18 protein-coding genes and 1 pseudogene are annotated in these 20,865 nt (G+C 72.1%); 14 read left to right on the forward strand and 5 right to left on the reverse strand.

Features of this window, described 5'->3' with window-relative positions:
• Positions 1 to 168: 168 nt before the first annotated feature.
• The 7 genes and pseudogenes from ACH45E_RS28155 to rbsD form a co-directional block, all read left to right on the forward strand.
• Positions 169 to 857: pseudogene (locus tag ACH45E_RS28155) on the forward strand (transposase); the annotation flags it as partial.
• Positions 763 to 1,137 carry an ATP-binding protein gene (locus ACH45E_RS28160; RefSeq protein WP_399041799.1) on the forward strand — a complete coding sequence of 125 codons (375 nt, stop codon included), beginning with the start codon at positions 763 to 765 and terminating at the stop codon, positions 1,135 to 1,137. The pseudogene ACH45E_RS28155 and the gene ACH45E_RS28160, both read left to right, overlap by 95 nt.
• Before the next feature lie 2,250 nt (positions 1,138 to 3,387).
• Positions 3,388 to 4,467 (forward strand): LacI family DNA-binding transcriptional regulator, encoded by a 1,080-nt coding sequence (locus ACH45E_RS28165; RefSeq protein WP_361450745.1) that lies wholly within the window; start codon positions 3,388 to 3,390, stop codon positions 4,465 to 4,467.
• Positions 4,464 to 6,056 carry a sugar ABC transporter ATP-binding protein gene (locus tag ACH45E_RS28170; RefSeq protein ID WP_361450742.1) on the forward strand — a complete coding sequence of 531 codons (1,593 nt, stop codon included), beginning with the start codon at positions 4,464 to 4,466 and terminating at the stop codon, positions 6,054 to 6,056. Before ACH45E_RS28165 ends, ACH45E_RS28170 begins: the two co-directional genes overlap by 4 nt.
• Positions 6,046 to 7,995: a substrate-binding domain-containing protein gene (locus ACH45E_RS28175; RefSeq protein WP_361450739.1), complete on the forward strand. Its 1,950-nt coding sequence runs from the start codon at positions 6,046 to 6,048 to the stop codon at positions 7,993 to 7,995. Before ACH45E_RS28170 ends, ACH45E_RS28175 begins: the two co-directional genes overlap by 11 nt.
• Positions 7,996 to 8,041: 46 nt before the next feature.
• Entirely contained in the window at positions 8,042 to 8,944 is a 903-nt protein-coding gene (locus tag ACH45E_RS28180) for a ribokinase (protein ID WP_361450736.1), read from the forward strand.
• Positions 8,941 to 9,330 carry a D-ribose pyranase gene (rbsD, locus tag ACH45E_RS28185; protein WP_361450733.1) on the forward strand — a complete coding sequence of 130 codons (390 nt, stop codon included), beginning with the start codon at positions 8,941 to 8,943 and terminating at the stop codon, positions 9,328 to 9,330. Before ACH45E_RS28180 ends, rbsD begins: the two co-directional genes overlap by 4 nt.
• A 195-nt stretch (positions 9,331 to 9,525) precedes the next feature.
• Here the strand turns inward: rbsD and ACH45E_RS28190 are convergent, their stop codons facing one another.
• The 3 genes from ACH45E_RS28190 to ACH45E_RS28200 are packed head-to-tail and all read right to left on the reverse strand — an operon-like array spanning position 9,526 to position 12,664.
• Positions 9,526 to 10,326 (reverse strand): sugar phosphate isomerase/epimerase family protein, encoded by an 801-nt coding sequence (locus tag ACH45E_RS28190; protein ID WP_361450781.1) that lies wholly within the window; start codon positions 10,324 to 10,326, stop codon positions 9,526 to 9,528.
• Between the two features lie 38 nt (positions 10,327 to 10,364).
• Positions 10,365 to 11,516, reverse strand: coding sequence for a dihydrodipicolinate synthase family protein (locus ACH45E_RS28195; protein WP_361450730.1), 1,152 nt, complete (start codon positions 11,514 to 11,516; stop codon positions 10,365 to 10,367).
• Positions 11,513 to 12,664 (reverse strand): Gfo/Idh/MocA family oxidoreductase, encoded by a 1,152-nt coding sequence (locus tag ACH45E_RS28200; protein ID WP_361450728.1) that lies wholly within the window; start codon positions 12,662 to 12,664, stop codon positions 11,513 to 11,515. The genes ACH45E_RS28195 and ACH45E_RS28200 overlap by 4 nt, the downstream gene beginning before the upstream one ends.
• Positions 12,665 to 12,919: 255 nt before the next feature.
• Between ACH45E_RS28200 and ACH45E_RS28205 the strand changes: the two genes are divergently transcribed.
• The 4 genes from ACH45E_RS28205 to ACH45E_RS28220 are packed head-to-tail and all read left to right on the forward strand — an operon-like array spanning position 12,920 to position 16,010.
• On the forward strand, positions 12,920 to 13,966 hold the full coding sequence (locus ACH45E_RS28205; protein WP_361450778.1) for a LacI family DNA-binding transcriptional regulator: 1,047 nt from the start codon (positions 12,920 to 12,922) through the stop codon (positions 13,964 to 13,966).
• 43 nt (positions 13,967 to 14,009) lie between these two features.
• Positions 14,010 to 14,495, forward strand: a complete 486-nt coding sequence (locus ACH45E_RS28210; protein ID WP_361450725.1) for a hypothetical protein — start codon at positions 14,010 to 14,012, stop codon at positions 14,493 to 14,495.
• A 42-nt stretch (positions 14,496 to 14,537) separates the two neighbouring features.
• Positions 14,538 to 15,149, forward strand: a complete 612-nt coding sequence (locus ACH45E_RS28215; RefSeq protein ID WP_361450722.1) for a dihydrofolate reductase family protein — start codon at positions 14,538 to 14,540, stop codon at positions 15,147 to 15,149.
• Positions 15,150 to 15,209: 60 nt separating this feature from the next.
• Positions 15,210 to 16,010: a sugar phosphate isomerase/epimerase family protein gene (locus ACH45E_RS28220; protein WP_361450719.1), complete on the forward strand. Its 801-nt coding sequence runs from the start codon at positions 15,210 to 15,212 to the stop codon at positions 16,008 to 16,010.
• Positions 16,011 to 16,036: 26 nt separating this feature from the next.
• Here ACH45E_RS28220 and ACH45E_RS28225 read toward each other — a convergent pair whose 3' ends face one another.
• The gene (locus ACH45E_RS28225) at positions 16,037 to 17,026 is read right to left on the reverse strand and encodes a WYL domain-containing protein (RefSeq protein WP_361450716.1); all 990 of its coding nucleotides are present in this window, start codon (positions 17,024 to 17,026) and stop codon (positions 16,037 to 16,039) included.
• Positions 17,027 to 17,118: 92 nt separating this feature from the next.
• Here ACH45E_RS28225 and ACH45E_RS28230 point away from each other — a divergent pair, with 92 nt between their 5' ends.
• The 3 genes from ACH45E_RS28230 to ACH45E_RS28240 all read left to right on the forward strand — a co-directional run bounded on the left by ACH45E_RS28230 (position 17,119) and on the right by ACH45E_RS28240 (position 20,388).
• Positions 17,119 to 17,526 carry a DUF3224 domain-containing protein gene (locus ACH45E_RS28230; protein ID WP_361450713.1) on the forward strand — a complete coding sequence of 136 codons (408 nt, stop codon included), beginning with the start codon at positions 17,119 to 17,121 and terminating at the stop codon, positions 17,524 to 17,526.
• Positions 17,527 to 17,829: 303 nt separating this feature from the next.
• Positions 17,830 to 19,674 carry a glycoside hydrolase family 3 protein gene (locus ACH45E_RS28235; RefSeq protein WP_361450710.1) on the forward strand — a complete coding sequence of 615 codons (1,845 nt, stop codon included), beginning with the start codon at positions 17,830 to 17,832 and terminating at the stop codon, positions 19,672 to 19,674.
• A gap of 111 nt (positions 19,675 to 19,785) precedes the next feature.
• Positions 19,786 to 20,388, forward strand: coding sequence for a hypothetical protein (locus ACH45E_RS28240; protein WP_361450775.1), 603 nt, complete (start codon positions 19,786 to 19,788; stop codon positions 20,386 to 20,388).
• Positions 20,389 to 20,435: 47 nt separating this feature from the next.
• On the opposite strand, the gene ACH45E_RS28245 is transcribed toward ACH45E_RS28240, so the two are convergent.
• A complete protein-coding gene (locus ACH45E_RS28245; protein WP_361450707.1) occupies positions 20,436 to 20,828 on the reverse strand; it encodes a hypothetical protein in 393 nt (130 codons plus the stop codon).
• Between the last annotated feature and the right edge of the window lie 37 nt (positions 20,829 to 20,865).

A 20,865-nucleotide genomic window follows, 5' to 3' on the forward strand; every position in this document is an offset into this window, starting at 1 on the left:
TCCGTGAGACCGCCCCCGCACGGCCGAAGTCCCGCTACACTCCCGCCACCCGGCGAAAGACCAGGTCAGACAGCGAAATCCTGCTGGAGTACTAGGGCCTGTGTGATGTCGTGATCAATCTTGCCGATCCGGGTCCCTCGGGAAGGGGGATCCGGTAGGAAGACGATCGTGACACGCAGGCAACTCACTGACGAGCAGTGGAAGTTGATCGAGCCGTTCCTGCCGATAGGCGAGTACGGGCCGTACCCCGAGCGGCTGCGGGATCAGTTCGAGGGGGTGATCTGGCGGTTCCGCACCAGCAGCCAGTGGCGGGAGATGCCCGGCGAGTTCGGCCCGTGGCCGACTGTCTACGGCCGCTTCCGGGTGTGGAGGGACGACGGCGTCTTCACCGCACTGCTCGAAGGCCTGATCGCCGAGGCCGCCCGCCAGGGACAGACGGACTTGTCCCTGGTCAGCCTGGACTCAACCACTGCCCGCGCCCACCACGACGCAGCCGGGATGCGCATCGGCAAGGAGGTTATGGAGGCCCTTGAAGAGGCCGCCATCGAGCAGGAGCGGGCCCGACAAAAGGGGGCGGCCCGCCAGAACAGAACGGACAGCACGGCAGTGACGACCCCGGTCAGAAAGAGCGGCGGCACATCAGGCGACGGCGCAAGCTCCGCCTGAGCCAAGCCCTGCTCGGCAGATCTCGCGGTGGACTGACGAGCAAGATTCATCTCGCTGCTGACCGCAAGTGCCGTCCGTTGTCCCTCATCCCTCCACATCCCGAACGACCTCCGAGCCGTCACCATCTGCCGACGCACCCTGCGCCTGATCCTGACGATGCACGGGCTGATCGGGCTAGCGGACACAGCGGAACTCCTCGCGACGGAGCTGGTCTCCAACGCCGTACGCCACACGAAGGGGCCGACCACGCTGAGGGTCCGCCGCTCCCCGGAGGGGACGGTCTGGATCGGGGCGTGGGACACGGACCCGGCACCGCCGGACCCACCACGACCGCTCGACCAAGGGGCGGACCTGGAGGAGGGACGAGGGCTGGGCCTGGTCATGGCATGCGCGGAGTACTGGGGCTGGCGGCCGTCGGCCAGGTTCGGGAAGCGGGGGAAGTATGTGTGGTGCGAGTTGGGGGCGGCGTAGCGGGCGAGGTGAGCGCCTGTATGGAGTGACCGTGGGGGCCGCCCGCTTCTTGGCATTGTCGGGATTCCGCGATCCGAGTAAAGGGCGCTGCGTTCCGCTGCGCTGCACTCCGCGTCGCCTGCGGCGATGGCCCTTCGGGCCACCCTTGACTCGGCTCGCGGAATCCCGGGTGAGAAGCGAGCGAGCGGCCCGGAAAGGCGGTGGCCGGGGCGGGTGGGGCCCCGCCGTCGGTTGGGCTGCGGGGCGGAGTTGGGGGGGCGTGTTCCCTTGCGTGGGTCGGGGTGCCGGCCGGGTTGGGGGCGCGGTCGCGCCTCGCCTGCACGCCGGGTGGGATCGGCGGCGATCGGTGAGTGAAGGGCTGGGGTGCGCGCTGGACGGGTGGCGGCACGCCGGGCTGGCTTGGCGGCTTGCGGTGGTGGGCGGGTGGGCGTGGCCACCGCCGGCGGTGAGGGCTGGGGCACGGGACGGGGTGGCGGGACGCGGTCGCGCCTCGCCTGCACGCCGGGTGGGATCGGCGGCGATCGGTGAGTGGGGGTTTGGGGTGCGCGCTGGACGGGTGGCGGCACGCCGGGACGGTTTGGCGGCTTGCGGTGGTGGGCGAGCGGCGGGGCCGCCGCCGACAGGTGGGGTCTGGGTGCGCGGTCGGCGGGTGGTGGCACAACCGACGACTTCGCGGCGAGCGGGGAGGGAAGGTCCAGGGTGCGCGTCAGACTAGCGACGGCACACCGGATGGGGGCGGCGGCATGAGGTGAATCGGGGGCCCGGCCGCCTCGGCGGGCGGCGGTGAGTCGGGGAGCGGGCCGCCATCGGAGGGAGCGACTCGCCGGCCAGCTTGGTGACTTGACGGGGCGGTGGGTGCGCCCGGCAGAGGGCGGCTTTCGTCCGGAGGATGACGATGACGGTGAGGATTCGGTGCGGCGGGGTGACGGGTAGGCACCGGCACCTCCCACCGCACCCGGTCGCAGACCAAGCGGGGGAGGAGACGGGGTGAGGGCTGCGATTGGCAGATACGTTCCACACGCCACCAAGACCCCGGCCAGAAATCTGCTGCCTTGCCGTCTGCCTCTGGGACGCATCTGCCACTCACCGGTCGGCTGTGGCCGGTGATGGCCGGCGAGGCCCTTGTGACTCCAGTGCGGCACCGAGGGGGCGGGGCGGCGTAGCGGTCGGCCAGCTTGTCGGCTTCCCGGCCGACGACCTTCTCCCATATTTGGGCGAAAGGGGCAAGCGGGTGGGATGGCGGCCACGAGTGGCAGAAATGTGTCACGCCCAGGCGCTGCGACCTGCGGTTTCATCCTCCACCGGTGACACATATCTTCCACTTGGTGGGCGGCTGCGACTGGTGAGGTCGGTGTGACGCAAGTGGGGCGCCGACGGTGGTCTGTGGGTCGCGGGGACCTAGGGCCGAGCGCGAACGGGCGCGGCTCGCCGCCAGGCGTGGGACGCCACCGGGCGCGGGAAGCCACCGCCTGGGCCGGGGTGGCCAAAGGCGCAGGCCCGGGCCTGGCACCGTAGGCGGGGACCGTGGATTGCCACTAGGCCTGCCGTCACCCGCCCAACGCCCGCCACCTCCACCACCGCCCACCCACCGCAAGCCGTCAAACCGCCAAGCCACCCCTGCGCGCCCCCAGCTCACCGGCCGCAAGTCGCCAAGCCACCCCTGCGCGCCGCCACTCGCCGACCGCGCACCCCAAGCCCCCCCCCACCACCGCAAACCGCCAAGCCGCCCCAGCGCGCCGCCACCCACTCAGCGCGCACCCCAAGCCCCCACTCACCGATCGCCGCCGATCCCACCCGGCGTGCAGGCGAGGCGCGACCGCGCCCCCAACCCCGGCCCGCACCCCAGCCGACGCAAGGGCCCCACGCCCCCAACCCCGCCCCGCAGCCCAGCCCACCCAAGGGCCCCACCCGCCCCGGCCACCGCCTTTCCGGGCCGCTCGCTCGCTTCTCACCCGGGATTCCGCGAGCCGAGTCAAGGGGGGCCCGAAGGGCCATCGCCGCAGGCGACGCGGAGTGCAGCGCAGCGGAACGCAGCGCCCTTTACTCGGATCGCGGAATCCCGACAATGCCAAGAAGCGGGCGGCCCCCACGGTCACCACCCGACCGGCGGCAACCGCACCCACCCCTCCCCCACCCCGGTCACGATTGGATTTCGGCCACCCCCTCCCCCTTGCCTCCGCCCCGTGTAATCGATTCCAATCCTCCGTACAACGCGGATGTAAACGATTCCACAAGGAGGTGGAGCCGGCGATGGCGAGCATCAAGGACGTCGCGGCCGAGGCGGGCGTGTCCGTCGCCACGGTGTCGCGGGTGCTGAACGACCACCCGTCGGTCAGCGACGACGCACGCACGCGCGTGCTGGCCGCCGTCGAGACGCTGGGCTACCGCCCGAACGCCGTCGCCCGTTCGCTGCGCACCGACCAGACCCGCACCCTCGGCCTGGTCATCAGCGACGTGATGAACCCGTACTTCACCGAGCTGGCCCGCTCCGTCGAGGAGGAGGCCCGCGCGCTCGGCTACAGCGTCATCATCGGCAACGCCGACGAGCGGCCGGAGCTCCAGGACCATCACGTACGGACGCTCCTCGACCGGCGTATCGACGGTCTCCTCGTCTCCCCCACCGACGGCGGCTCCCCGCTGATGCTGGACGCCGCGCGCGGGGGGACGCCGATGGTCTTCGTGGACCGGTGGATCCCGGGCGTGGACGTGCCCGTCGTACGGGCCGACGGGCAGGCGGCCATCCGCGATCTCGTCGCGCATCTGCACCGGCTGGGGCATCGCAGGCTCGCCATCATCGCGGGGCCCGCGGCCACCACCACCGGCAGTGAGCGCGTCGAGGCCTTCAGGGCCGCCATGGCCGAGTACGGGCTTCCCCTCCCGGACGCCTGGATAGGCCAGGGCGACTTCCAGGCCGAGAGCGGGCGGCGGGTCACCGAGGGGTTCCTGGATCTTCCGGAGCCGCCGGAGGTCGTGTTCGCCGCCGACAACCTGATGGCCCTGGGCGCACTGGACGCGATCCGCGCGCGCGGGCTGCGCGTGCCGGAGGACATCGCGCTGGCCGCGTTCGACGACATCCCGTGGTTCGTGCACACCGATCCGCCGGTCACCGCGATCGCCCAGCCGACGGGCGAGCTGGGCCGGGCCGCCGTACGGGCCCTGGTCGACCGCATCGAGGGACGTCCCCCCGCGTCCGCCACCTTCGCCGCCCGGCTCGTCGTACGCCGCTCGTGCGGCGAGGCCCCTTCACCAGCCGAACCCCCATCTCCCCAATCCCCCCAATCCCCCCAATCCCCCCAGTCCCCCTCCCCAGTGCAAAGGAGCACGTCGTGAGCAACCCGGACGAGTTGCTGCGCATCGAGGGCATACGGAAGACCTTCCCGGGCGTGGTCGCGCTGGACGGCGTCGACTTCGATCTGCGCCGGGGCGAGGTGCACGTGCTGCTCGGTGAGAACGGCGCGGGCAAGAGCACCCTCATCAAGATGCTCTCCGGTGCCTACACCCCCGATGCCGGGCGGATCCTGGTCGGCGACGAGGAGGTGCGCATCCACGGTGCGCAGGACTCCGAGCGCCTCGGGATCGCCACCATCTACCAGGAGTTCAACCTCGTACCCGATCTGACGGTCGCCGAGAACATCTTCCTCGGCCGGCAGCCGCGCCGCCTGGGGGTCATCGACCGGAAGAGGATGGAGGCCGATGCCGAGGTCCTGCTCGCGCGTGTGGGCGTGAACGTGTCGCCACGCGCGCGTGTGCGTGAACTCGGCATCGCCCGCCTCCAGATGGTCGAGATCGCCAAGGCCCTCAGCCTGGACGCGCGCGTGCTCATCATGGACGAGCCGACCGCCGTGCTCACCTCCGAGGAGGTCGAGAAGCTCTTCGCCATCGTGCGCAGGCTGCGTGAGGACGGGGTCGGGATCGTCTTCATCACCCATCACCTGGAGGAGATCGCCGCGCTCGGCGACCGGGTCACCGTCATCCGGGACGGCAGGTCCGTCGGGCAGGTCCCGGCCGAGACGCCCGAGGACGAGCTCGTACGACTCATGGTGGGGCGGTCCATCGAGCAGCAGTATCCGCGTCAACGGCCGGAGCAGGACGAGCAGAGCGAGCAGGGCGAGCAGGATGCCGCGTTGCTCGCCGTCGAAGGGCTGACGCGGGACGGTGTCTTCCACGACGTGAGCTTCGAGGTGCGCGCCGGTGAGGTCGTCGGCATCGCGGGGCTGGTCGGCGCGGGCCGTACGGAGGTCGTGCGGGCCGTGTTCGGCGCCGACCCGTACGACCGGGGCTCCGTGAAGGTCGCGGGGGCCGGACTGCGCCGGCACGACGTGGGCGCCGCCATGGCCGCCGGGATCGGACTCGTACCCGAGGACCGCAAGGGCCAGGGCCTGGTGCTCGACGCCTCCGTGGCGGAGAACCTCGGCCTGGTCACCATGCGGGCCGCGACCCGGGCCGGGCTGGTCGACCGCAAGGCGCAGCACGCGGCGGCCGAGCGGATCGCCGGGCAGCTGGGGGTGCGGATGGCCGGACTCGAGCAGCACGTGCGGACCTTGTCCGGCGGCAACCAGCAGAAGGTCGTCATCGGCAAGTGGCTGCTCGCGAACACCAAGGTGCTGATCCTCGACGAGCCGACGCGCGGCATCGATGTCGGCGCCAAGGTCGAGATCTACCAGCTGATCAATGAGCTGACGGCCGCCGGTGCCGCCGTGCTGATGATCTCCAGCGACCTGCCCGAGGTCCTCGGTATGAGCGACCGGGTGCTGGTGATGGCCCAGGGCCGGATCGCGGGCGAACTCGCGGCCGAGGAGGCCTCCCAGGACGCCGTGATGGCGCTCGCCGTCAGCAGTCCGTCTGCCGTCAGCAATCCCACCCCCGTCGGTTCCACCGCCAACCCCACCACCGAAACGGAGGCCAGCCGTGGCCACTGACACGCTCAAGAGCACAACGGGCGCCGGTGGCGCCACGAGCGGCCTGCGCCGGCTGCTTCTCGACAACGGCGCGCTCACCGCGCTGATCGTCCTGCTCATCGCCCTGTCGGCGCTCTCCGGGGACTTCCTGACCACCGACAACCTGCTGAACGTGGGTGTGCAGGCGGCCGTGACCGCCGTCCTCGCCTTCGGTGTGACCTTCGTGATCGTCTCGGCGGGGATCGACCTGTCGGTCGGGTCGGTGGCGGCGCTGTCGGCCACCGTCCTCGCCTGGAGCGCGACTTCGCACGGCGTGCCGGTGTTCCTGGCGGTCGTGCTGTCCGTCGCCACCGGTATGGCCGCCGGTCTCGTGAACGGTTTCCTGATCGCTTACGGGAAGCTGCCGCCGTTCATCGCGACCCTGGCCATGCTGTCGGTGGCCCGCGGTCTGTCGCTGGTGATCTCCGAGGGCTCCCCGATCCCCTTCCCGGACTCGGTCTCCCACCTCGGTGACACGCTCGGCGGCTGGCTGCCCGTGCCGGTGCTGGTCATGGTGGTCATGGGCCTGATCGCGGCCTTCGTGCTCGGCCGGACGTACATCGGCCGCTCCATGTACGCGATCGGCGGCAACGAGGAGGCCGCCCGTCTCTCCGGCCTGCGCGTCAAGAAGCAGAAGCTCGCGATCTACGCCTTCTCCGGTCTGTTCGCGGCGGTCGCCGGTGTCGTGCTCGCCGCCCGTCTCTCCTCCGCGCAGCCACAGGCCGCCGACGGCTACGAGCTGGACGCGATCGCCGCGGTCGTCATCGGCGGGGCCTCGCTGGCGGGCGGTACGGGCAAGGCTTCCGGGACCCTGATCGGCGCGCTGATCCTGGCTGTGCTGCGCAACGGGCTGAACCTGCTCAACGTCTCCGCTTTCTGGCAGCAGGTCGTCATCGGTGTCGTCATCGCGCTGGCGGTGCTGCTGGACACGCTGCGGCGCAAGGCCGGGGCGACCCCGGTGGCCGCGGGCACGGGCGGTGACAAGGGCAAGCAGGCGGGGACGTACGCCCTCGCGGCGGTCGTGACCGTCGCGCTGGTCGGCGCGACCTCCTTCCTGCACAACGGCTCCTCGGCGACGACCAGCCCGAAGATGGGCCTGTCCCTGTCCACCCTCAACAACCCCTTCTTCGTGCAGATCCGGGCGGGCGCGCAGGCCGAGGCGAAGAGGCTGGGCGTGGACCTGACCGTCACGGACGCCCAGAACGACGCCTCCCAGCAGGCCAACCAGTTGCAGAACTTCACCAGTTCGAGCCTGGGCGCGATCATCGTCAACCCGGTGGACTCGGACGCCGCGGGCAACTCCGTGAAGGCCGCCGACGAGGCGAAGATCCCGGTCATCGCGGTCGACCGGGGCGTCAACAAGGCCTCGGTGGACGCCCTGGTGGCCTCCGACAACGTCGCCGGCGGTGAGCTCGCCGGCCGGACGATCGCCGAGAAGCTCGGCGGCAAGGGCAAGATCGTGATTCTTCAGGGCCAGGCGGGCACCTCCGCCGCCCGGGAGCGGGCGGAAGGATTCGCCAAGGGGCTGAAGGCCTACCCGGGCATCCAGGTGATGGCCCAGCAGCCCGCCGACTTCGACCGCACCAAGGGGCTCGACGTGATGTCGAACCTGCTCCAGGCCCACCCGGACGTCCAGGGCGTCATCGCCGCCAACGACGAGATGGCCCTCGGTGCCGTGAAGGCGCTGGGTTCCAAGGCCGGCAAGTCGGTCCAGGTCGTCGGCTTCGACGGAACCCCGGACGGCCTGACCGCTGTGAAGAACGGCACGTTGTACGCGTCCGTGGCGCAGCAGCCCAGCCAGCTCGGGAAGATCGCGGTGGACAACGCGCTGCGCGCCGTCCAGGGCAAGAAGGTGGCGGCGACGGTGAAGGTGCCGGTAAAGGTGGTCACGAAGGAGAACGTGGCCGGGTTCAGCGGCTGAGGTCGGCTGCCGCCCGCCCCAAGTCATCTCTCAGGGAGCTCATTTCATGTACGACTACGACCTCCTGGTCGTGGGATCGGCCAACGCCGACCTGGTGATCGACGTTGAGCGGCGCCCCGGCGCCGGCGAGACGGTGCTCGGCGGCGATCTGGCCGTCCACCCGGGCGGCAAGGGCGCCAACCAGGCGGTCGCGGCCGCCCGGCTCGGGGCCCGTACGGCCCTGCTGGCCCGGGTCGGCGACGACGCGCACGGCCGGCTGCTGCTCGACTCGCAGCGGGCGGCCGGGGTGGACACGGTGGGCGTGCTGGTCGGCGGCGCGCCCACCGGGGTCGCGCTGATCGCGGTGGACCCGTCCGGGGACAACAGCATCGTGGTCTCGCCGGGTGCCAACGGCCGTCTGACGCCCGCGGACGTACGGGCCGCGAGCAGCCTCTTCCACGCCTCCCGGGTGGTCTCGGCGCAGCTGGAGATCCCGCTGGAGACGGTCGTGGAGGTCGTACGGAACCTGCCCGCGGGCAGCCGCTTCGTCCTCAACCCCTCCCCGCCGCGCCCGCTCCCGCCCGAGGTGCTGGCGGCCTGCGATCCGCTGATCGTGAACGAGCACGAGGCGAGGGTGATCCTGGGCGACACCTCTGCGGGGGACCGTCCGGAGGACTGGGCCCGGATACTGCTCGCCAAGGGCCCGCGGTCGGTGGTGATCACGCTGGGCGCGGAGGGCGCGCTGGTGGCTTCGGCGGAGGGCGTGACGCCGGTCCCGGCAGTGAAGGTGGACGCCGTGGACACCACGGGGGCCGGCGACGCGTTCACCGCGGCGCTGGCCTGGCGGCTGGGGTCGGGGTCCTCTCTCGCCCAGGCGGCGGCCTACGCGGCCCGGGTCGGGGCGGCCGCCGTGACGAAGCGGGGCGCACAGGAGTCGTTCCCGACGGCGGAGGAGGTCGAGGCCCCGTGAAGAAGGCAGGCATCCTCAACCGTCACCTCGCCGGGGCGCTCGCCGAGCTGGGGCATGGGCACGGCGTGCTCGTGTGCGACGCGGGCATGCCGATACCCGTGGGCCCCCGGGTCGTGGACCTCGCCTTCCGCACCGGTGTGCCGTCCTTCGCCGAGGTGCTGGACGGCCTGCTGGCCGAGCTGGTCGTGGAGGGCGCCACGGCGGCCACGGAGGTACGGGAGGCCAATCCCGCGGCCGCGTCCCTGCTGGACGGGCACTTCCCCGAGCTGGCCCTGGTCCCGCACGAGCGGCTGAAGGAACTGTCGGCGGGGGCGCGTCTGGTCGTACGCACGGGAGAGGCCCGGCCGTACGCGAACGTGCTGCTGCGGTGCGGGGTGTTCTTCTGACGGAGGTACCAGAAGCGAGGTACCAGAAGCGAGGTACCAGAAGCTTCGAGGGGCCCGGTCTCGTCGACCGGGCCCCTCGGCGTTTCCCCTCCGTGTCAGAACCTCCGCGATCCCCCCGGATCCCCCACCAGAAGCCCTGACACCAAGTACGACCCGCCGGGCGGTGGAAGGGTTGCACGGGATTCCGGATTTTTTTCAGGCGACGACGTGCTCCACGAACCGCGCCGCGGTCTCGGCCAGTACTTCCCGGCCGTCCCGCGCCCACAACTCGTCGTTGAACAGCTCCACTTCGATGGGCCCGGTGTAGCCGGCCGCCTCCACGTACGCCTTCCACTCCCGCATGTCGATCGCGCCGTCCCCGATCTGGCCGCGTCCGTTGAGCACGCCCTCGGGCAGGGGGGTGGTCCAGTCGGCGAGCTGGAAGGTGTGGATGCGGCCGCCCGCGCCCGCCCGGGCGATCTGGGCGGGGGCCTGGTCGTCCCACCAGATGTGGTACGTGTCGACGGTGACGCCGACCTGGTGGGCGGGGAAGCGTTCCGCGAGGTCGAGGGCCTGGGTGAGGGTGGAGACCACGCAGCGGTCGGAGGCGTACATGGGGTGGAGGGGCTCGATGGCCAGCTTCACCCCGTGGTCCTCGGCGTACGGGCCCAGTTCGGCGAGGGCGTCCGCGATGCGCTCGCGGGCGCCGTGCAGGTCCTTGGAGCCGGCGGGCAGGCCCCCGGAGACCAGGACCAGTACCTCGGTGCCGAGGGCCGCGGCCTCGTCGACGGCGCGGCGGTTGTCGGCCAGGGCTGCTGCCCGCTCCTCGGGGTCGATCGCCGTGAGGAAGCCGCCCCGGCACAGGGTCGTGACGGTGAGGCCCGCGTCGCGGACCAGTTTGGCCGTCGCCTCCAGGCCGTACGTCTGCACCGGCTCGCGCCACAGGCCGACGTTCGTGACGCCCAGGTCGCGGCAGGCGTCGGCGAGTTCGGGCAGCGACAGCTGCTTGACCGTCATCTGGTTGACGGAGAAGCGCTCGAGGCCGTTCGTCGTGCTCACTGGTTCACCCCGTACAGCGACAGCAGGTTCTTCATCCGCTCCTCGGCGAGCTTCGGGTCCGGGAACAGACCCAGTCCGTCGGCGAGTTCGTAGGCGCGGGCGAAGTGCGGGAGGGAGCGGGCCGACTGGAGGCCGCCGACCATCGTGAAGTGCGCCTGGTGGCCCGCGAGCCAGGCCAGGAAGACGACACCGGTCTTGTAGAAGCGGGTCGGGGTCTGGAAGAGGTGGCGGGACAGCTCCACCGTGGGGTCGAGGAGGGCGCGGAAGCCTGCCGTGTCCCCGGTGTCCAGCACCCGTACCGCCTCGGCGGCCAGCGGGCCCAGCGGGTCGAAGATGCCGAGCAGGGCGTGGCTGAAGCCCTTCGCGTCGCCCGCGATCAGCTCGGGGTAGTTGAAGTCGTCGCCGGTGTAGCAGCGCACGCCCTGCGGGAGGCGGCGGCGCAGGTCGATCTCGCGCTGGGCGTCCAGGAGGGAGACCTTGATGCCGTCGACCTTGTCCGGGTGGGCGGCGATGACTTCCAGGAAGGTGTCGGTGGCGGCGTCCAGGTCGGAGGAGCCCCAGTAGCCCTCCAGTGCCGGGTCGAACATGGGGCCGAGCCAGTGCAGGACGACCGGTTCGGCGGACTGACGCAGCAGGTGGCCGTAGACCTCCAGGTAGTCCTCGGGGCCCTGTGCGGCGGCCGCGAGGGCGCGGGAGGCCATCAGGATCGCCTGCGCGCCGGACTCCTCGACGAGGGCGAGCTGCTCCTCGTACGCCGCGCGGATCTCCACGAGAGACCCGCCGGTGATCTGGTCGGTGCCGACCCCACAGGCGATCCGGCCGCCCACGCTCCGGGCCTCCGCGGCGGACCGGCGGATCAGCTCGGCGGCGCCCGCCCAGTCGAGGCCCATCCCGCGCTGGGCGGTGTCCATCGCCTCGGCGACGCCGAGCCCGTGCGACCACAGGTGGCGGCGGAAGGCGAGGGTGGCGTCCCAGTCGACGGCGGCGGCCGAGTCGGGGGACACGTCGGCGTACGGGTCGGCGACCACGTGCGCCGCCGAGAAGACCGTACGGGAGGTGAAGGGGGTGCCGGGGGTGAGGGCGAGCGGCTCGGTGCGGGGCTCGTACGTCCTCAGCGCACCACCGGCGCCAGGCAGTCGGATGGTCACAGCGCGATCTCCGGTACGTCGATACGGCGGCCCTCGGCCGACGACTTCAGACCCAGCTCCGCGAGCTGGACGCCACGGGCGCCGGCGAGGAGGTCCCACTGGTAGGGGGCGTCGGCGTAGACGTGCTTGAGGAACAGCTCCCACTGGGCCTTGAAGCCGTTGTCGAACTCGGCGTTGTCCGGGACCTCCTGCCACTGGTCGCGGAAGACCTCGGTGGCGGGGATGTCGGGGTTCCAGACCGGCTTGGGGGTGGCGGAGCGGTGCTGGGCGCGGCAGTTGCGCAGGCCCGCGACGGCCGACCCCTCCGTGCCGTCCACCTGGAACTCCACCAGCTCGTCGCGGTTGACGCGGACGGCCCAGGAGGAGTTGATCTGGGCGATGGCGCCGCCCTCGAGCTCGAAGATGCCGTAGGCGGCGTCGTCGGCGGTGGCGTCGTAGGGCTTGCCGTTCTCGTCCCAGCGCTGCGGGATGTGGGTGGCGGTGAGGGCCTGGACGGACTTCACGCGGCCGAACAGCTCGTGGAGCACGTACTCCCAGTGCGGGAACATGTCGACGACGATGCCGCCGCCGTCCTCGGCACGGTAGTTCCAGGAGGGGCGCTGGGCCGGCTGCCAGTCGCCCTCGAACACCCAGTAGCCGAACTCGCCGCGGATGGACAGGATCCGGCCGAAGAAGCCGCCGTCGATGAGCCGCTTCAGCTTCAGCAGGCCCGGCAGGAAGATCTTGTCCTGGACGACGCCGTGCTTGATGCCGGCGGCGTTCGCGAGCCGGGCGAGTTCGAGGGCGCCGTCGAGGCCGGTGGCGGTGGGCTTCTCGGTGTAGACGTGCTTGCCCGCGGCGATCGCCTTCCTGATCGACTCCTCGCGGGCGGAGGTGACCTGGGAGTCGAAGTAGATGTCCACGTCCGGGTCGGCGAGGACCGCGTCCACGTCCGTGGAGACGTGCTCCAGGCCGTGCCGTTCGGCGATCTCCCGCAGGGCGTGTTCACGGCGGCCGATCAGGACCGGTTCCGGCCACAGCACGGTGCCGTCACCGAGGTCGAGGCCGCCCTGTTCGCGCAGGGCGAGAATCGACCGGACGAGATGCTGGCGGTAGCCCATGCGCCCGGTGACGCCGTTCATGGCGATACGCACCGTCTTGCGTGTCACGTCAGTCCCCTTCATGGGCGCCGGGCGCCCCGGTAAGCAGTACAGCAAGCGAGTACAGCAAGCGCTTTCTATCCAATGAGAAGCTAGCCTCTGACCGGGGCTCCGGACAAGGCCTGGACCACTCAGACTTGTTCGAGGGGGCGAACAAAAGGCTCCGTTGGCCTTATGGTCTGCTCGGCACTTAACGGAACCGTGCCCGTGAAGTGGCCTGTCTACGAGGACGTACGACGATATGCGCGACCGGAGGACGACGAGATGACGGTGACCCTGGCGGACGTGGCGGCCCGCGCCCAGGTCTCGCCCGCGACGGTGTCGCGCGTGCTGAACGGGAACTACCCCGTGGCCGCCTCAACACGGGAGCGGGTCCTGCGGGCCGTGGACGAGCTGGACTACGTCCTCAACGGCCCCGCCAGCGCCCTGGCGGCGGCGACCTCCGACCTCGTCGGCATCCTCGTCAACGACATAGCGGACCCCTTCTTCGGCATCATGGCCGGCGCGATCCAGGGCGAGATCGGCGGCCCCGGCGGACGGGCCGGCGGGGAACGGCTGGCCGTCGTCTGCAACACCGGCGGCTCCCCCGAGCGCGAACTGACCTACCTGACCCTGCTGCAACGGCAGCGCGCCGCGGCCGTGGTGCTCACCGGCGGCGCGGTGGAGGAGGCGCCGCACGCGGCGGCGGTGGCCGCGAAGCTGCGCAAGCTGACGGAGGCCGGGACCCGGGTCGTCCTGTGCGGACGCCCCCCGGCGCCCGACACCCCGGCCATCGCGCTCACCTTCGACAACCGCGGCGGCGGCCGGCAGCTCACCGAGCACCTCATCGGCCTCGGCCACCGCCGGCTCGGCTACATCGCGGGCCCCGAGGAACGCACCACCACCCGGCACCGGCTCGAGGGCCACCGCGAGGCACTGGCCGCGGCAGGCATCGAGGAGGACCCCCGCTGGACGGTCCACGGCCGCTACGACCGGCGCGCCGGCTACGAGGCGACGCTCGAACTGCTGCGCCGCGACCCCTCCCTCACCGCCGTCGTCGCCGCCAACGACTCCGTGGCCCTCGGCGCCTGCGCGGCTCTGCGGGACTCCGGGCTGCGGATCCCCGACGACGTGTCGGTCGCCGGGTTCGACGACCTGCCGTTCAGCATCGACGCGGTACCCGCCCTCACCACGGTACGGCTGCCGCTGGCGGAGGCGGGCGCGCGGGCGGGACGCATCGCCATGGGGCGGGAGGAGCCGCCGCACGGGGGGATCGCGACGGTTCGGGGGGAGCTGATGGTGCGGGGGTCCACGGCGGTGCCGCGGGGGTGACCCGGCGGGGACGCGAGGGGGCTGGTGCGGGGGCTGAGGCGGCGTGATCCTCGAATCGTTGGCGGCGACCGTGCCCTGCGCGGACTGCGCGGGCGAGGCCGCGTGGCAGGGCGTCCAGGCGCTGGTGGGCGACTCCCTGCGGTGGGACACCGAGGTGGTGTGCCGGGACTGCGGGAGCGCGATGGCCATCTGCGGCGGGGAGTTGCCGGCCCCGCTGCGGGAGCGCATGCTCGCCGAGCACGGACGGACGGTGCTGCGGCTGGAAGAGGCCCCTGGGGCGCCAGTGGCACCTGGGGTGCGGGTGGCGGTCATGCGGGTGCTGCGGACCGCGCTGGGGGTCCCGCTCGCCGATGTCAGGGACGTACTGGAGCGTGTCTTGAGCGGGGAGTACGGCGGGACCCTGCCCGAGACGGAATGGCTCGCGCGCAGGCTGCGGGCGGCCGGAGTCGGGGCGGTGGCTGTGCGAGTCGGAGATGGGTGCGCGCGGACCGATGAGTTTTCATCGCCGCCGGGGTCTTGGTTGCCGTAAACCGATTGACCGCCCAGGCCGGGCGGAGGAGGAGTGGTTCTGATGCGCGTAGTGGTGACCGAGTTCATCAGTCTGGACGGCGTCGTGCAGGCGCCCGGTGGGCCCGAGGAGGACACCGACGGGGGGTTCGCGCACGGGGGCTGGTCGCACCCGTTCTTCGACCCGGAGGTGGTCGGCGGGGCCTTCGCCGCGGGGCTGGAGAAGGCGGAGGCGCTGCTGTACGGGCGGCGCACCTGGCAGTCGATGGCGGCGGCCTGGCCGGAGCGGGCCGGGGACCCGTTCGCGGACCGGTTGAACTCGATGCGCAAGTACGTCGTCTCCGACACCCTCGGGGACGATGAGCTGACCTGGGAGAACACCGTCCGGATCCCCGTCGCCGAGGCCCTCGGCCGGGTCCGTGAGCTGCGGGCCGCCGAAGGTGGCGACCTGGCGATGATGGGAAGCCCCACGCTGGTCCGGGCCCTGCTTCAGGAAGGGCTGGTCGACGAACTTCAGCTCGTCGTCATGCCGGTGCTCCTCGGCGGCGGCAAGTCGATCTTCCCGGCGGACGGGGGAAAGCGCTCGCTGGAGCTGGCGTCGACGACCACCGCCAAGACGGGGGCGCTGGTGAACGTGTACCGGCCCGCCCCCGCCGAACCAGGAGCCGCCGAATAAGGGATCGCCGATCTGCGCGGATCAGGTGAGCGACGGGCGATGCCGGGTAGTGTCCGCCCCATGAAGCTGGCGTTCTCCACCCTCGGTGTCCCCGGCCTGCCCGTACCGGAGGTACTGGCCCTCGCGGCCGAACACGGCTACCACGGCGTCGAGCTGCGCGCGCACCCGGAGGAACCGGTGCACGCGGGCCTCGGCCCCGCCGAACGGGCCGAGGTGGCCGCCGCGTTCAAGGCCTCCGGGATCGAGATCCTGGGCATCGCCGGATACGCGCGCGTCGCCGAGCCCGGTGCGGACGAGCCCGTGCTCGGCGAGATCCGGCAGCTCCTCCAGCTCGCGCACGACCTCGGGGCGCCCTACGTACGGGTCTTCCCGGGCGCCGCCCCCGACCAGCCCCGGGCCGACGCCGACGCCACGGCCGCCCGGCGGCTGGGCACCGCCGCCGAGGACGCCGGCGCCCTCGGCGTCCGGATCCTGCTGGAGACCCACGACTCGCACCGCACCGGCGCCGACGCGATCCGGATCCTCGGCCCCGTCGGCCACCGCCAGGTCGGCGCGCTGTGGGACGTGATGCACACCTGGCTGGGCGGCGAACAGCCCTCCGAGTCGTACGCGGCGCTCTCCCCGCACCTCGGGTACGTCCAGGTCAAGGACATCGCCTCGGCCGAGGACACCACCCCGCTGCCGCTCGGCGCCGGCGTACTGCCGCTCACCGAGTGCGTGGAGGTGCTCTCCCGGCACGGCTGGGACGGCTGGCTGTGCTGGGAGTACGAGAAGCGGTGGTACGAGTCCGCCGCCCCGCTCCCCGAGCTGCTGGACGCGGGCCGCGAGCACCTCGTACGGCTGCTGAACGACTCGGCGTAGGGTTCCAGGCCCCCGGGCGGGCGAGCTCAGCCCGGCGCGGCCAGTCCGTAGCGCCGGGCCAGCGCGGCCACGGCGTCGGTGACGGCCTGCCGCAGCTCGGGCGGGCCGAGCACCTCCGCCTCCGCGCCGAGCCGCAGCAGGTCGGTGACCGCGACAGCCCGTGTCTCGACCGGCATGTCCACCTCCACCCAGCCCTCGCCGTCCGGCGGCCCGGCGCTGTCCAGGGCCTGCCTGCCGAGGGCCCCGAACTGCATCGGCAGCAGACGCTGGGCCCGGGGGGAGATCCGCAGGCGCGCGGTGTCCTGGTGGAGGGCCTGCTCCAGGCGCCGGGAGGAGTCGGCCCAGTGGGCGGCCAGGTCGAATCCGGCGGGGCGTTCGAAGGTGCCGGGCGTGACGTCGACGGTCACGAACCGCGACATCCGGTACGTGCGTACCGCGCTCACCGGATGTGCGTCCCCCAGCGCCAGCAGGTACCAGTTGCCGCCCTTGAGGACGAGCCCCAACGGCCGCAGTTCCCGCCGCACCTCCCCGCGCCAGCGCCGGTAGTGCGCGCGCAGCACCCGCTGTTCCCACACCGCTCGGGCGACCGGCTCCAGGTACGGGACGGGGTCGGCGTCCCGGAACCAGGCCGGGGTGTCGAGGTGGAAGCGTTCCTGGACGCGCCGGGTGCGGTCGGCGAGTTCGGCCGGGAGGGCCGCGCGCAGTTTCAGCTGGGCGGTGGCGAGGACGGCGCCCAGGCCCAGGTCCCGCGCCGGGCCGGGGGCTCCGGCGAGGAAGAGGGCGTCGGCCTCGGCGTCGGTGAGGCCGGTCAGACGGGTGCGGTAGCCGTCCATGAGGCGGTAGCCGCCGGCGGGGCCTCGGTCGGCGCGGACCGGCACACCGGAGGCGCCGAGTGCCTCGATGTCCCGGTAGACCGTACGGACCGACACCTCCAGCTCCGCGGCGAGTTCGGGCGCGGTCATCCGGCCGCGGTTCTGGAGCAGCAGGAGCAGGGAGAGGAGCCGGTCGGCGCGCATGGCGGCATTCTCGCGGTACCTGACAGAAGGTGTCAGGTACCGCGGCCAGGCTGGGGCACGCACCGCACGGCACCCCTGGCGAAAGGACCCGCATGCCCACCCACGTCACCGGCCACATCTCGTACGCCGACTGGAAGGAGAACCCGGCCGGCCCGCAGGAGCCCCTCCCGCGGCTCGCCCACGCCTCTGTCGTCAACGCCTTCACCGGCGGCATCGAGGCGGCCCGTACGACCTGCGAGTACACGATCGTCTACACCACCGAGAAGACCGGGACGTTCACCGGCATGGAGCTGCTGGCGGGGCGGCTCGACGGGCGGGAGGGGAGCTTCGTACTGGAGGAGCGCGGGTCGTTCGAGCCCGACGGTTCGGTGCGCTGCTCCTTCGAGGTGGTGCCGGGGTCTGGCACCGGGGAGCTGGCCGGACTGCGCGGCACCGGGACCTTCACCTACCGGCCCGGTGAGACGCCCTTCCCGTACTCCTTCGACTACGACCTGGACTGAGCGGGAACCCACCCCGGCCCCTCCCCGTCCAACCCGCGAACTGCCGGACGAGTCCCCGCGGTGCGGTGTCGGCCCTCGCCGCTGGCTGCGATCGCTGACCACCCTCTCCGCCGCACCGCTCCCGGCAGCACACCGCCATCGGCGCGCCCCCTCCAACTGCGCCGATGGCGGCCCCCTTCCGGGGCCATGCCCGGTGGATTCCCTTGACTGGCAGAAACTTCCCGGATATGGGTGACTTCTCGGAAGTTTCCTTCAGTGAACCTTCAGCGGACCTTCAGCGGATCCTTTCCGGAAGGAGTGCACGTGCACCACACCGGCACGGGAAGCACGGGAAGCACCGCACACCCCTCCAGACGTACCGTCCTCGCCGCGACCGCGGGCCTCACCGCCGCCGCGACCGTCAGCGGCACCGCGCACGCCGCAGCGCAGGACAAGAAGCCCGACGACAAGAAGCTCCACGCACTCGTCTCCCGCATGACGCTCGAGGAGAAGGTCGGTCAGCTCTTCGTGATGCGGGTGTACGGCCACTCGGCCACCGCCCCCGACCAGGCCGACATCGACGCCAACCTCAAGGAGCTCGGCGTACGGACGGCCGCCGAGCTGATCGCCAGGTACCGGGTCGGCGGCATCATCTACTTCACCTGGGCGCACAACACCCGGGACCCCCGTCAGATCGCGGACCTGTCCAACGGCATCCAGCAGGCCTCGCTCGGCCAGCCTCGCGGCCTGCCGGTCCTCATCACCACCGATCAGGAGCACGGCGCCGTGTGCCGCGTCGGCAAGCCCGCGACACTGTTCCCGGGCGCGATGGCGATCGGCGCCGGCGGCTCGCGTACCGACGCCCGCACCCTCGGCCGGATCTCCGGGGCGGAGTTGCGCGCGCTGGGTATCCGTCAGGACTACTCCCCCGACGCGGACGTGAACGTCAACCCGGCGAACCCGGTCATCGGCGTGCGTTCCTTCGGAGCCGACCCGGAGGCCGCGGCCGCGCTGGTGGCGGCCGAGGTACGGGGGTACCGGGCGGCCGGGGTGGCGGCGACCGCGAAGCACTTCCCGGGGCACGGGGACACCGCTGTCGACAGCCACTTCGGTTTTCCGGTCATCACGCACAGCCGTGAGCTGTGGGAGAAGCTGGACGCGGTGCCGTTCCGGGCGGCGATCCGGGCGGGCATCGACTCGGTGATGACGGCGCACATCCAGTTCCCGGCCCTCGACGACTCCGGTGACCCGGCCACCCTGTCCCACCCCATCCTCACCGGGATCCTGCGCGGGGAACTCGGCTACGACGGGGTCGTGGTCACCGACTCCCTCGGCATGCAGGGCGTCCGCACGAAGTACGGGGACGACCGGGTGCCGGTGCTCGCGCTGAAGGCGGGCGTCGATCAGCTGCTCGATCCGCCGTCCATCGACGTGGCCTGGAAGGCCGTGATGGAGGCGGTGCGGGACGGTGAGCTGAGCGAGGCGCGGCTGGACGAATCCGTCCTGCGGATTCTGCGGCTGAAGGACAGGCTGGGGCTGCTGGACCGGCCGTACGTCAGCGCGGACGGTGTGGACCGTACGGTCGGCACCCCGCAGCATCTGAGAGCCGCCGCCCGTATCGCCGAACGCACCACCACGCTCCTGGTCAACGAGGGCGGACTGCTCCCGCTGTCCCGCCGCACCCACCCCAGGTTGCTGGTGGTCGGCGCCGATCCGGCCTCCCCGTCCGGCACCACGGGCCCGCCCACCGGTGTACTGGCCGCCGCCCTGACCGAGCTGGGCTTCACGGTCACGGCCCTGTCGACGGGCACGGCTCCCTCGGACGCGACCGTCACCAGGGCGGTCACGGCCGCGCAGGACGTGGACGCGGTGGTCGTGGCGACGTACAACGTCACGGCGAGCAGTGGTCAGAAGGCGCTCGTGGACCGGCTCGTCGGCGCGGGCAGGCCGGTGGTGGCGGTCGCGGTCCGCAACCCGTACGACATCGCCGTGCTCCCCGTGGTCAGGTCGTACCTGGCGACGTACTCCTGGACGGACGTCGAACTGCGGGCCGCCGCCCGGGTGATCGCCGGAAGGGTCCGGCCGCGCGGGAAACTGCCGGTGCCGGTGCAGCGGGCGGACGATCCGACCCAGGTGCTGTATCCCATCGGGCACGGGCTGACGTACTAGACGTACGTCACGCAAGGTGCGTAACGCCCGCAAAGGGCGGAAAGCCTCCGATACGCCTGGCGTGGCCTGTCGCCGCGGGTCACGCTGGTCGAGGTGTCTGGGGGGATGTCGATGCGCACGAGGCGTTTGGTGGGGCTGGTGTGCGGGCTGTGCGCACTTCCCCTGGCCCTGCTGACGGGCTGCCAGGACGCCCCCGGGCCCGCCGCGGACGGCACCCCGGCCGGGGCGGCCACACCCACCCCGAGCACCGGCTACGGTGCCGAGTTCCTCGGCGTCGGCGAGTGCAGCTCCTTCGGGACCACCAGCTTCACCGAGGTTCCCTGCGCCGGCGAACGGGCGGCGGCCCGGGTCGTCGCCCGCTACGACGGCACCGCGGCCGATGGCCCGTTGTGCCCGCCGACCACCGACTTCGTACTGCACATCAGCGCCCAGAAGGGCAGGATCCCCCAGGGGTACGCCTGCATGCGCGACCTCGAAGCCCCGCACCCTGGCGACCCCGGCGGCGGAGGCGGCCCCCGCACCGTCCCCGGCGACTGTGTCTACGGCTCCGGCGGCGGCCAGGTCCGCGAGACGGCCTGCGACGGCTCGGGCGGACGGAAACCCCAGTACAAGGTCACCGAGGCGGTGGAGACCCGCGGCCAGTGCCCTCCGTCGACCGACCTGTACGTCCAGCTCGGCGGCGGGAAGCCGGTGGGGTGCGCACGGCGGGTGTGACCGCGCGGGGGTCGGACGGAGGTCGGACGGGGGTCAGCTGCGGCGGTTCAGCACAGGATCCAGCCCGAGCTCACCGAGCCGCGGCTCACCGAGCCCTTGATCCACACGCAGCGGTGGCCGGCGTGCACCGTCACCGGGCCCGCCATGCGGGCGTAGCGGCCCCTGTCGACGACGGGGCGGTTGCCGCGGGCCTGCACGCTGACCGACATCGCGCGCTTGGCCCCGGCCTTCTTGGGGACGGTGACGGCGCAGACGTAGCCGTCGCGTTTGTAGATGTGCACGGCGCCGGTGGAGAAGGGCAGGGTCCTCACTTCGCGCCCGGCGCAGGATGTCGCCGTCGCCGCCTGGGCGCTGCCCGGCACCGCGAGCGCGAGCACCCCGGACGCGGCCAGGACGGCTGCGCCGAGCGCCAGGCGCCGGCGTATCGCACCACTGTCCACTGTGGTCCCTCCCGTACATCGGTCATGCACCAGCCAT

The sequence above is a fragment of the Streptomyces sp. NPDC020299 genome (genome assembly GCF_044387825.1).
In the GTDB taxonomy this organism is placed as follows: Bacteria; Actinomycetota; Actinomycetes; order Streptomycetales; family Streptomycetaceae; genus Streptomyces.